Origin of the sequence: Sphingobacterium bovisgrunnientis, assembly GCF_009829085.1 — a bacterium.
In the GTDB taxonomy this organism is placed as follows: Bacteria; Bacteroidota; Bacteroidia; order Sphingobacteriales; family Sphingobacteriaceae; genus Sphingobacterium; species Sphingobacterium bovisgrunnientis.
In genome coordinates this window covers 21,605-33,877 of sequence record NZ_WUQY01000007.1, presented here as the reverse complement: position 1 = coordinate 33,877, position 12,273 = coordinate 21,605, and the positions used below count along the sequence as shown (strand labels likewise).

The following is a 12,273-nucleotide window of genomic DNA, read 5'->3' as shown; positions in this document are numbered from 1 at the left end:
AAGCACAACTTAAAGAATTAAATTAGAATATGAGTGTAACGAATAATGAGAATAATCCAGAAGTTGGATTAGGCGATTTAGAGAAGACGGTGATATTGAATTCATTATTAGAAGTACCTTTTGAAGAACGCAACGAAAAATGGGTAGAAAGATTTCTTCAATCCATCGATCAAGCCAACCTAAAATTAGGAAGTCCAGAAGTGGTAATTGCTAGCGATGGATTCCCATATATACAACTTCAAAATGTAAAAACAGACGAAAGCTTCCAAGCATTTGTAATTAATAAACAGCTTCCCGCTATACTTACTCAGGGATTTGGAATTGTGATTAATGCGCAAAACGAGAGACCAGACTGGATTTTTACTTATGGTGATATTGTAAATTATGAACTGAATGATACTTTTTATTCGGATGAAAGCATTTTTTCCAATAATAAAGAACAAATTGTTATACAACCCGACGAACAAATCTTAGTTGGTGCACCTTCGGATTCAATTTTACCAAAATATGTTAAGAATCAACTACGTGAATTCTTAAAGCATGCCGGAATCGAAACGCCTAAAGCAATGATGATAGCACGTAATTATGAGAATGAGCAAGATGTAAAGCAAGATTTGGTTTTTAATTTTACACCTCCACAAATTGCTGACGAGAAAAAATTTGAAATTATTTCAAATACCATAGGATGGCTTTTGCCAAGACATTACTCGGTATTATTCGTAGACGAAAATGCTGTTGAAAAAGGATTTATAGAAATTTAGGCTTATGACCTTTAAATATTTTGCTTCTGCTTTATTATGCGCATCGCTAATAGGATGTTCTGCAAGAAAAGAACATAAGGAAGAATGGAAACCATTGTTTAATGGCAAAGACTTAACTGGCTGGACAGCTAAGATTTATCCCTATGAAGTAGGTAATAATTATGCCAATACGTTTCGTATCAAAGATAATGTGATTCAAGTGAATTATGATGGCTACGGTGACAAATATGAGGATCGCTTCGGTCACTTATATTACGATATGCCCTATTCACATTACCATTTGAAATTAGAATATAGATTTTATGGGGATTTGTATCCTGGAGCACCAAGTTATACGTTGCGAAATAGTGGAATCATGTTTCATTCACAAGATCCTCGTACAATGCCCGCTGATCAAGATTGGCCAATATCAGTTGAAATGCAATTTTTAGGAGGATTGTCTGATGGAAAATCTAGAACGACAGGAAACATGTGTTCGCCAGGTACACATATATACCTCAATGGAGAATTGAATACTACACACTGCATTAATTCTTCATCCAAAACATATCATGGCGATCAATGGGTAAAAGCTGAACTCATTGTTTTGGGCGATTCACTAATTCAACATATCATAGAGGGCGATACGGTATTAACGTATTCCAAACCACATATAGGTGGTCCTGTTGTAAATAACTTCGATCCTCGTATCAAAGTAGATGGCTCAGCTCTCAAAGAAGGTTTTATTGCATTACAAAGTGAAGGTCAGCCTGTAGAGTTCAGAAATATATATTTAAAAGATTTATCTAAGAAAAACTAAAAAAATCAATGTTTCCATTTAACGTTAGAGTATACGGAATACTTAGAACAGAAAACGATGATGTGCTGATCACGGATGAAAGAACTCAAAGCGTATCTTTCACTAAGTTTCCAGGAGGAGGATTAGAATATGGAGAAGGGTTAATAGATGCGCTCAAAAGAGAATTTATCGAAGAGTGCAATTTAAAAGTCGACATAGTAAGGCATATATATACTACTGATTTTTACGAGAAATCAAGTTTTAATAATAGCCAAATAATTAGCGTATATTATGAGGTTAAAGCTTTAGAAGATTTAGATATCGATCTAAAGAATTCACCATTCGAATTTGATAACAATATTATTGCGGATAAACTAGAAGTATTTAGATTAATAAATCTAAAAGATTTCACGGTAGATGAATTAACATTTAAAACGGACAAAAAAGCTTTAGAAATATTTAAATTATTAACCAATAGTTAATAATTAAACTAATTAATATTTTTTTCTATAAAATTTTGAAATATTAAAACTTAATTTACTAAATTTATATCATCGATGTTTCCTTGATAATTTCAAACCATCGATGCCCTATTCTCTTTTCATAAGAGATAAATAGTTAGTGTGATTTTAAGGCGATACTCCCAATATCGCCTTATTTTTTTAATTCAAAAAATAAGCCAATATCGCAATAGTTATTCCGCCCAGAATAATTATCCATTTGAAACTTTTATCACCTTCTCTACTTCTATATTTGAAGTCTCTTTTATATTTATCTAAATCCATAGCGTTCTCCTTTTAGTATATGATGAAAATTGTCACTGTATTACATACTCTATTCGTGATGATAGGGTTCACCTTTCATAATCGTATAAGCGCGATATATTTGTTCAATGAAAAACAAGCGAACCATTTGGTGAGAAAAAGTCATCTTCGATAATGAAACAAGTGAATTGGCGCGTTGTTTTATTTCTTCAGAAAATCCATAAGGTCCACCGACTAAAAACACGATATGCTGTACACTAGCTATCATTTTTTTTTCTAAAAAAGATGAAAATTCTATAGAACTGTATTCTTTCCCACGTTCATCCAATAAAACTACATAATCCGTGTTTTGAATATGTTTATTAAATAATTCAGCTTCCTTTTCCTTTTGTTGTGATTGAGAAAGATTTTTCACATTCTTGACATCAGGTAGTACTACGATATTGAAGGTTATATAATGTTTTAATCGCTTATTATATTTATCAATTCCCTCTTGAATGTATTTGTCATCTGTTTTTCCTATGCACACAAGCGTTATCTTCATAACGTAAAATTCAACTAAATATTTGCATTAAAAAAATAATTAGTGATAGTAATCACTAATTGAAATAAATATAGAAAATTAATTATTGTTTTTCAATAATTAATTAAACTAAAACTCGTATTTCATTACGTAACAACACAATTTTCTCATCTGATTCCAATTTTTTCAAGATGCGAGAGATAACAACACGTGAAGAATTCAGATCTGTTGCAATTTCTGCGTGCGTTATTGTTAATATTCTATTTTCCTCAAGTTTGACTTTTTGATTTAAATAAGACATTACTCTTTCTTCCATATTTGAAAATGCTAAACTGTCAACAGCTTGTATCATTTCATCTAAACGAATAGAATAACTTGATAGAATAAAGTTTCTCCAAGATTCATTTTCTGCTAACCATATGCTGAAATAATTATTTGGAACAAAAGCTATGTCAACCTTGGAATCAGCGATAACACGAATTGCACTTATCCGATTTTGGGTACAACAGGTAGCTGTCATTGTACAAGTATCCCCACCGCTTAAATAATACAATAACAACTCACCTTTGTCAGCATCTTCGCGCATGACTTTGACAGCTCCGCTTAATACAAGAGGTATAAAATGAATGGATTGACCTATTTCTAAAATTACTTCCGCTCTTTCAAAGCTTCTGAACTTAGCAACAGTCTCGATCTCACTTAGAATATTATTATCCAAAACGCCTGCATAGCGCGTTCTCAGCAAATTCTGCATATTTATATTATTTATACCACAGGATTCCCCTTAGCCATCCAATCTTGCATACTTCCTGCATAATTTTTCACATTCGTGAATCCTTCTTTCTCAAGGAAAGATGTTGCTATTGTTGCCCTATCACCAGATTGACATTGAATAATTAGCGATTGATCCTTATGAAAAGTAGGTAAATTCTTGGCTATATGCCCTACAAAATGATGTTTAGCTGCCTCAATGTGTCCTTTTCTAAATTCCACAGCACTACGTACATCTAATACTATTGATTGGTCTTCCGCTAATTCTTGTTTGACGAATTCCGCATCTACGATTATAGTTTTGGTCAAATTATCTCCAATATCGGTAATAAAACCTTTAATATTATCTAATCCAATACGCATCAGTTTTCGGGTGATATCTTCCTTATCCACTTCTTCGCCAATTAATACCAGCGGTTTTTCATATGGTAACATCCATCCTGCCCAATTTGCTAAACTATTGTTGTTTTGAATATTTATAGATTTTGGCAAGTGACCATTCGCAAACTCCACTTTATTCCGCGTATCCACAAGAATTGCATCAGTAGCTATTTCATCAAGTGTTATTGTTGGATGCTTCGGAACCTCAGTTAATAACGCTCTATCTACTTTGTTCAATTTTTTCATCTTAGCAAAGTAGTAAGGAGCTTCTGGCTGATCACGTAACAATTCTTCTTTAAAAGTTTCAAAATCGTCATATTGCAATGCCCAATTTCTAATCTTTTCATACCCTACTGTGGTACTTGCGACTGCTCCCAAAGATTTACCACATGCAGAACCAGCTCCATGTCCAGGCCATACTTGAATATAATCGGGTAAAGATTTAAAAAATTTTAACGACTCAAATAATTGCTGTGCACCAATATCTTTAGAACCTTCGACTCCTGCAGCTTCTTCCAGTAAATCAGGTCTTCCTACGTCACCTACAAATACAAAATCTCCCGTAAATAGCATCACTGGTTGTTCTGTAGCTGGATGATCTGTCAATAAGAAAGAAATACTCTCAGGCGTATGGCCAGGCGTATGAATCGTCTCCAAAGTCAAGTTACCAATAGAGATAACATCAGCATGCTTCAAGCCGATATGTGGAAACTCATACTGCCAATCAGTCCCACCTTCGTCAGATAAGTACAATTTTGCTCCTGTCAAAGCAACAAGTTCTCTACTACCGCATAAGAAATCTGCATGAATGTGTGTTTCAGCAACATGCGTTATTGTTAGATTGTTGGCTTTAGCGATTTCCAAGTACGTATCTACATCGCGCTTAGGGTCAATAACTATTGCTTCTTTTGACACTTGACAACCAATCATATAACTCGCTTGAGCTAAAGTTTTATCATATATTTGTTCGAAAAACATTTCTAATAATTTTTAATTAAATAACACCAAATTCAGTAAGTAACACAAAAATTGCTACAGCCATAATCCCCATTGAAAAGATACGCTTCAACTTCATTCCATCTATTTTATTACTGATAAAAAAGCCTATAAAAATCCCTACAATAGTCAAAAGCGTATATAGCAGTAATAAATTCCAATCAAATAATTCGATCCTTCTCCAATCACCTAACAATCCTAAAATAGAATTGATAGCGATCAACACTAAAGATGTTGCTACAGCCTTTTTCATACTCAGATTGAAGAAATTAGTAAGCGCAGGAATAATTAGAAATCCGCCTCCAGCCCCCACAATTCCTGTTACACTCCCCACAAATATGCCCTTTAATACAATAGTTAAAAAGGGAAAGTTTGTCTGTGGAATATTAATTTCTTGATACATAGCATAAGCCGCAAAAAGCATCAGGATCGCAAATAGAACCATTAGGACAACTTCTTGCGCAACAGTATGGCCAAATAAATTCAAATGATCAGGGATTAATGGAACGATAAATTTCCGTGTCAAGAAAACTGATATCATTGATGGAATACCAAATTTCAAAAGCTTATCAAAATCAACATCTTTATGTATAAATCCCTTTACACCACCTATAATTGATGTTGCTCCGATAGCAAAAAGCGAATATGCCGTTGCTAACACAGGATCAACCCCAAATACATAAACAAAAATTGGTACGGTGAGTATGGATCCTCCACTGCCAACTAATCCTAACGTTATACCAACGAAAACCGCTAATATTAATCCAAATACAAACATTTAGTATCCAATTAGTGAGGCAAATATTTACGAATCAAACCGTAAAAATATGTTCCTGCCAATGCGCCGATGATAACGATGATGATTGAAAACACACCAGATCCCAAAAGTGCGAATATCGGTCCTGGACATGCCCCAACTAAGGCCCAACCTAATCCAAAAAAAACACCACCAATAAGATATCTGGGAATTGATTTTGCTTTTGGTTGGATAACTATATCCTCCCCATCAACATCCTTCGATTGACTTCTTTTAAAATATTGTACTCCGATTACGCCAACTGCTAATGCAGACCCAATAAATCCATACATATGAAAAGATTGGAAATTAAACATCTCAAATATTCTAAACCAAGAAGCTGCTTCTGCTTTATACATTACTATACCGAATGCTATTCCTAATAGCACGAAAATTAACTTTCTCATCATTCTAAAAAATTAAAGGGAACAAAATATGAACCATCAGAAGTCCACCAATAAAGAATCCAACGACAGCGACTAATGAAGGCCATTGCAGATCACTCAAACCCGAAATCGCATGCCCGGACGTGCAGCCACCTGCATAACGTGTTCCAAAGCCAATAAATAATCCACCTACCAACAGAATGATTATATTCTTCGGGCTTAAATCAAAAAATAATTCTGTAGGTAAATATGCTTTACCCGCACTTTCAAATCCATACGCTTGTAATGCGGCGATTGATTCTTCCGAAATAGGTGCTGCTTGATTATTTGCTAAAAGATTTGCTGCTACGAATCCACCGATTATAGTTCCGAGTAAGAATAATAAATTCCAACGTTGTGATTTCCAGTTGAAATCAAAAAAATCACAACTCTTATCTGCCCCCATTGCGGCGCACATCGTTCTGAAATTGGATGAAAATCCAAAAGATTTCCCCAATTTTATTAGAATCAACATGATGATTGCGACTAGTGGTCCTCCAACGTACCAAGGCCATGTTCCAAATATCATTTCCATATTTATTTCATTTTATACTACAAAAGTAATTGCTCTAATTCATTATGTAGGTAACTTAAGTTACTTAAAGATCATAATTACCAAAACAAAACTTTCAAGTCTTATCTAATTTACACAAAACAAAACTAATTATAGCTTAATAACTCATTATCCGAAAATAATTCATTTTTAATTTATTATTACCATAAATACAACAGAATTAAGACTAAATAGCCTTAAAATAATATCTACTAAGAATATGGATTTAAGAGACAAAATATATGCTATTTAAATCCTAAATCAATTCAGACATATCAGCAAAGCCAACTAGACTTGACGCTATATTGATTTAATAATTCCTAAAATATTTATAGCTTTAGCACATGGCAACATTAACAGAAAAATTTAATACCGTACACGATACAGCTCCTTTTTCGGCAATTGCGGAAAAGGATTATATTCCGGCCTTTGAAGAAGGCATTACATTGACTTTAAAAGAGATTGAAGACATTGTAAGCAACCCCGAGCCTCCAACTTTTGCAAACACGATTGAAGCATTAGCGTATTCAGGTTTAACCTTGGATCGAATTAGTAATCTATTTTTTAATCTGCATTCCGCAGAAACAAATGATAAATTAGAAAAAATTGCACAAGAAGTCGCACCAAAACTTTCTGCGCTTGGCAATGATATCACGCTTAATATTGATTTGTTCTCTCGAGTGAAAGCAGTATACGATCAGAAAAGCACTTTAAACCTGACTCCTGAACAAGAAACTTTACTGGAAAAATCATTTAAAGATTTTGCTCGTAATGGTGCTCTGTTGAATGATGAGCAGAAACAAAAATTACGCGACATAGATTCCAAATTAGCTGTATTAAAATTAAAATACGGTGAAAATGTTCTGGCAGATTCTAATGCCTACCAATTGCATATCACAAATGAAAAAGATTTAGCTGGTCTGCCTGAAGGTGTAATAGAAGCAGCCGCATCACTTGCAAAATCAGAAAGCAAAGAAGGTTGGATATTTACGTTGGATTACCCAAGTTATATCCCTTTTGTGACTTATGCTGATAATCGCGATTTACGCAAAGAGATTACTTTGGCTGCAGGACGTAAAGGTTTTCAACAAAATGATAACAACAATGAAAGTAATGTCTTAGAAATAGCCAAGCTACGTCATCAACGGGCACAACTGCTAGGCTATAAAACACATGCTGATTTTGTGTTAGCAGAGCGAATGGCAGAGTCACCTGCCAAAGTACTTGCTTTTCTAAATGACTTGTTAGAAAAAGCAAAACCAGCAGCGCAATACGAATTCGAAGAACTTACAGCATTTGCTAAGCAAAAAGATGGTATTGAGCAATTGGAAAAATGGGATGGATCATATTATTCCGAAAAACTAAAACAAGAAAAATTCCAGCTCGATGACGAACTTTTGAAACCTTATTTCAAATTAGAAAATGTATTACAAGGTGCATTTGAGATTGCCAATAGACTATTTGATTTGAAATTTACCGAGGTACAAACCATTGACAAATATCATCCAGATGTGCAGACATATGAAGTGACAGATGGAAATAATAATTTTGTTGCTGTATTCTATGCCGATTTCTTTCCGCGCAAAGGCAAACGTCAAGGTGCGTGGATGACTTCTTTCAAACCGCAATATATTAAAGATGGCACTAATGAAAGACCGCATGTTTCTATTGTCTGCAATTTCACACCTCCAACAGAAACTAAACCAGCTTTATTGACATTCAATGAAGTAACGACGCTATTTCATGAATTTGGTCATGCATTGCATGGCATGTTGGCAAATACACAGTATCCTAACCTCTCTGGCACTTCAGTTTATTGGGATTTTGTGGAATTACCAAGTCAAATTATGGAAAACTGGTGTTATGAAAAAGAAGCTTTAACCTTATTTGCTAAACATTACCAGACAGGTGAGATTATTCCAATGGAATTGGTTGAAAAAATCAGAGAATCTGCTGCATTCCTTGAAGGTATGGCAACAGTACGTCAATTGAGCTTCGGTTTGCTCGACATGGGCTGGCATGGTAAAGATCCTTCATCCATTTCGAATGTTAAAGAATTCGAAAAAGAGCAATTCGCTTCTACGCAATTCTACCCCGATGTAGAGGATAATGCGATGAGCACGTCATTCTCCCATATATTTAATGGCGGATATTCATCTGGCTATTACAGTTACAAGTGGGCGGAAGTATTGGATGCTGATGCTTTCGAATATTTCAAAGAGAATGGAATTTTTAATAAGGAAATTGCAGAAAAATTTAAAGATAATATCCTTTCGCAAGGTGGCACGGTTCATCCCATGAAGCTTTATAAGCAATTTAGAGGGCAAGAACCGCAAGTTGATCCGTTGTTAAGAAGAGCAGGATTGCTGAAATAATTAAATTAAACATACTTCTATACAGTATTTAGTATAATTTAATAAAATTTATTATCACTGATTATCAAACAAATGCCTTTTTACCGATGTAAGAAGGCATTTTATTTTAAAAAACATTTTGCAGAAATGGATTATAGCTCTATATTTGCATCATCAAATCGGGACGGACGCGATGTTCGAAACAAAATTGAAAGACTTAAAAAAGCGAAAATAGCTCAGCTGGTAGAGCACAACCTTGCCAAGGTTGGGGTCGCGAGTTCGAATCTCGTTTTTCGCTCCAGAGTTGCCTAGGTGGTGGAACTGGTAGACACGCAGGACTTAAAATCCTGTTCCTGTTAAAGGAGTGCGGGTTCGATTCCCGCCCTAGGTACAAAGCTCGACAATATTGTCGGGCTTTTTTTGTTTTAAATTCTCACGATTTTCTTCTTCCTCCCACCTAAAACTATAGCTTATTAAATTATCTTGGTCCAGTGTTAAATCTATTGTATTCCATTTGGCAGATACCAAATTATGACTGCGAAACAATTCTATACTTTCACAAAACTGACGACATTTCAATTTTTCAATCTTAATTAGATTTATTGGAATATAATTATCCCCAGCAAAATAATGCCCTCCAAACTTAATCCTCTGCCCCATATTTCATATCACAAATGTGATTCTAAAATTAATACACGAAACTTCTTCATTTGAGGGATAAACAATCAGCATAAATTCTCTTAGAACAAGTTCAAATTCAGATTTATTCATCTACTATTTCTTAGATTGCATAAGTACTTTATTATATTCCAAACACAATTCTATCCAAAACACAAAATCTTTTTCGCTATAGTACCCAATCGGTTCGACATAACTTGGATATTTTATTTTTTACTAAGCCTATATCAATGGACTGCCATTGATTCTCAGAAAATAAATATAGCAGAAGCCACACATAGTTTAACTTATTGAAATCAATCCATAAATTTAAATAAGAATTATTCATCCAACACCCAAAAGTAAGCTCGCTCCTTTGCAAGATCTTCGGGCTTGTGCAAATTATGTACAAGATCGTCCCAGCTGGCTTCTACATCATAATCCTCCAATTCAGTATCATCCAGACGTATACCTTTTAGGATAGCATCTTCATCAAAAATATAAATATCACTTTCGACTAATTCAATTCCCTTATCTGTAGCCCAAGCCAAAAAAGAAGGTCTATCTAGTTTCATTACTCGGGGTGCAATACTATCAAACGCCTTTAATTCATTCGACTCATCCAGATCATGGTGTGCACCTAAATATTCCGCATACATATCACGTTGACCAGTACGTAAGGCTTCATTTCGATAAATTATCTGTTCAGCACTTTGGTTATAACTAAATTTACTCTGACGCTTTTCCTCGCCATATTTTTCTTTATAGGTTGCCAACCTTTTCTCAAACTTTTCCATATCAATTCATTCATTTTAATAATTCACTAAAATCTGTATGATTTTCCTTTTCCCATCTGCATTCCTAAAAATTGCCCAACGATTCTTAAGAATAACTGTTCGTTGGGTACAAATCATCGTAATTGTATAACAATAATATATAGGATATGTTCAGAGACGGAGCTCGCAAAAGCATGTGGCAAGCAGAGACTAAGAGGCTCGAAAATTTGCCCACACATGATCAAATGTTTGATGTGGCTATTATTGGTGGTGGAATTACAGGAGTTTCTACTGCTTATCGCCTACAGCTTTCTGGCTTAAGATGTATTCTTCTGGAAGCTAATAATATTGGGTTTGGAACGACTGGCGGTACTACAGCTCATTTGAATGATTTTTTCGACACTACTTTCAAAGAAACTATTAGTAAGTTTGGATTAGAGAACTCCAAACTTCTAGTGCAAGCGGGTAAAGAAGCCATCCATATATTTCAAGCCAATGTAGCACGTCACGAAATTGATTGTGATTTTGAGTATAAGAATGCACAGCTTTTTGCTATTGATGATGATCAAGTCCAACAATTAGATGATATCGTGGATGGTGCGAAACAAGTCGGTTACGAAATGACATATATTGATGAAATCGACTATCCAATACCTTTCAAAAAAGCCGTACATATTCCCAAACAAGCACAATTCCATCCCATAAAATATGTGAAAGCCTTAGCGGAAGCCTATATTAAAGCAGGTGGAATGATTGTAGAAAATTGCTTAGTAGAATCTCACGAAGAAGATAGCGAAGGTGTTACCTTCAAAACCTCCCTAGGCGAAATTCAAGCGAAGCACGGTATATACGCAACACATACACCACCAGGAATTAGCATTTTGCATTTTACGACAGCGCCGTACCGGAGTTATGCAATTGCATTTACTTTAAAGAATGACAACTACCCTACCACGCTTGGTTATGATTTGCACGATCCATACCATTATTACCGCACACACGAAATTGATGGCAAACAATTAATTATTGCAGGCGGTGAAGACCACAAAACTGGACATTCTGACGATACTGGTTCTTGCTTTGCGAAATTAGAAAACTATTGCAGAACACATTTTGAGGTGGATACGGTAGAATATGCTTGGTCAAGTCAATACTTCGAACCTGCAGATGGCCTTCCATCGATTGGGGTATTACCCTCTAGTGATGGTAGAATGTTTGTAGCAACAGGATTTCGTGGAAATGGTATGACATTCGGAACATTAGCATCAGCTATTATAACAGATTTGATTATCGGAGGCGAAAATTCATATGCAAAATTATTCAATCCTAAGCGATTCAAACCTACAGCAGGCTTCACCTCTTTTGTAAAAGAAAATGCAACAGTAGTCAAAGACTTTATTGGTGATAAAGTAAGTATGGAACGAATACACTCCTTAGCAGAAATAAAAGAAGGAGAAGCTAAAGTAGTTAAATACGAAGGTAATTCTTATGCCGTGTTTGCAGAAAAAGACGGTGAACTACACATCTTGAAGAGCACATGTCCGCATGCACAGTGCGAAGTCCGCTGGAATAATGCGGAATTATCTTGGGACTGTCCTTGCCACGGTTCTAGATTCAATATTAATGGAAAAATATTGACTGGCCCTACAACTACTGGCTTAGAGCGTGTTAACGAAAAAACACAGTAATCATGACATATACTGAAAGCACGGATTCAAATTAATTAAAACTACAAGCG

Annotated in this window: 13 protein-coding genes and 2 tRNA genes; 7 read left to right on the top strand and 8 right to left on the bottom strand. The window is 35.0% G+C overall.

All coding sequences use genetic code 11. The features are described from left to right. Positions 1-29: 29 nt before the first annotated feature. The 3 genes from GOQ16_RS05275 to GOQ16_RS05265 are packed head-to-tail and all read left to right on the top strand — an operon-like array spanning position 30 to position 2,021. Entirely contained in the window at positions 30-761 is a 732-nt protein-coding gene (locus GOQ16_RS05275) for a hypothetical protein (RefSeq protein ID WP_149912569.1), read from the top strand. A 4-nt stretch (positions 762-765) separates the two neighbouring features. Further along, positions 766-1,560: a 3-keto-disaccharide hydrolase gene (locus tag GOQ16_RS05270; RefSeq protein ID WP_160068346.1), complete on the top strand. Its 795-nt coding sequence runs from the start codon at positions 766-768 to the stop codon at positions 1,558-1,560. Between the two features lie 8 nt (positions 1,561-1,568). Beyond that, positions 1,569-2,021: an NUDIX domain-containing protein gene (locus GOQ16_RS05265; RefSeq protein WP_160068345.1), complete on the top strand. Its 453-nt coding sequence runs from the start codon at positions 1,569-1,571 to the stop codon at positions 2,019-2,021. A gap of 180 nt (positions 2,022-2,201) precedes the next feature. On the opposite strand, the gene GOQ16_RS18000 is transcribed toward GOQ16_RS05265, so the two are convergent. The 7 genes from GOQ16_RS18000 to GOQ16_RS05235 all read right to left on the bottom strand — a co-directional run bounded on the left by GOQ16_RS18000 (position 2,202) and on the right by GOQ16_RS05235 (position 6,730). Further along, a complete protein-coding gene (locus GOQ16_RS18000) occupies positions 2,202-2,324 on the bottom strand; it encodes a hypothetical protein (protein ID WP_262886247.1) in 123 nt (40 codons plus the stop codon). A gap of 49 nt (positions 2,325-2,373) precedes the next feature. After that, on the bottom strand, positions 2,374-2,847 hold the full coding sequence (gene rlmH / locus GOQ16_RS05260) for a 23S rRNA (pseudouridine(1915)-N(3))-methyltransferase RlmH (protein WP_160068344.1): 474 nt from the start codon (positions 2,845-2,847) through the stop codon (positions 2,374-2,376). A gap of 103 nt (positions 2,848-2,950) precedes the next feature. Beyond that, positions 2,951-3,580 carry a Crp/Fnr family transcriptional regulator gene (locus GOQ16_RS05255; RefSeq protein WP_160068343.1) on the bottom strand — a complete coding sequence of 210 codons (630 nt, stop codon included), beginning with the start codon at positions 3,578-3,580 and terminating at the stop codon, positions 2,951-2,953. Between the two features lie 11 nt (positions 3,581-3,591). Further along, the gene (locus tag GOQ16_RS05250; RefSeq protein ID WP_160068342.1) at positions 3,592-4,956 is read right to left on the bottom strand and encodes an MBL fold metallo-hydrolase; all 1,365 of its coding nucleotides are present in this window, start codon (positions 4,954-4,956) and stop codon (positions 3,592-3,594) included. A gap of 16 nt (positions 4,957-4,972) precedes the next feature. Beyond that, complete coding sequence (locus GOQ16_RS05245) at positions 4,973-5,752, bottom strand: sulfite exporter TauE/SafE family protein (RefSeq protein ID WP_160068341.1); 780 nt, start codon at positions 5,750-5,752, stop codon at positions 4,973-4,975. An 11-nt stretch (positions 5,753-5,763) separates the two neighbouring features. Then, on the bottom strand, positions 5,764-6,180 hold the full coding sequence (locus GOQ16_RS05240; protein WP_240140962.1) for a DUF6691 family protein: 417 nt from the start codon (positions 6,178-6,180) through the stop codon (positions 5,764-5,766). Between the two features lies 1 nt (position 6,181). Then, positions 6,182-6,730 (bottom strand): YeeE/YedE family protein, encoded by a 549-nt coding sequence (locus GOQ16_RS05235; RefSeq protein WP_160068340.1) that lies wholly within the window; start codon positions 6,728-6,730, stop codon positions 6,182-6,184. A 362-nt stretch (positions 6,731-7,092) separates the two neighbouring features. Here GOQ16_RS05235 and GOQ16_RS05230 point away from each other — a divergent pair, with 362 nt between their 5' ends. From GOQ16_RS05230 to GOQ16_RS05220, 3 genes are all read left to right on the top strand, one after another. Then, entirely contained in the window at positions 7,093-9,123 is a 2,031-nt protein-coding gene (locus GOQ16_RS05230) for a M3 family metallopeptidase (protein WP_160068339.1), read from the top strand. A 204-nt stretch (positions 9,124-9,327) separates the two neighbouring features. Beyond that, positions 9,328-9,403 (top strand) — tRNA-Gly (locus tag GOQ16_RS05225). 5 nt (positions 9,404-9,408) lie between these two features. Then, positions 9,409-9,493 (top strand) — tRNA-Leu (locus GOQ16_RS05220). A 607-nt stretch (positions 9,494-10,100) separates the two neighbouring features. Here GOQ16_RS05220 and GOQ16_RS05215 read toward each other — a convergent pair. Beyond that, a complete protein-coding gene (locus tag GOQ16_RS05215; protein ID WP_160068338.1) occupies positions 10,101-10,556 on the bottom strand; it encodes a hypothetical protein in 456 nt (151 codons plus the stop codon). A gap of 146 nt (positions 10,557-10,702) precedes the next feature. Here GOQ16_RS05215 and GOQ16_RS05210 point away from each other — a divergent pair, with 146 nt between their 5' ends. Next, positions 10,703-12,223: an FAD-dependent oxidoreductase gene (locus GOQ16_RS05210; RefSeq protein ID WP_160068337.1), complete on the top strand. Its 1,521-nt coding sequence runs from the start codon at positions 10,703-10,705 to the stop codon at positions 12,221-12,223. Positions 12,224-12,273 lie beyond the last annotated feature (50 nt).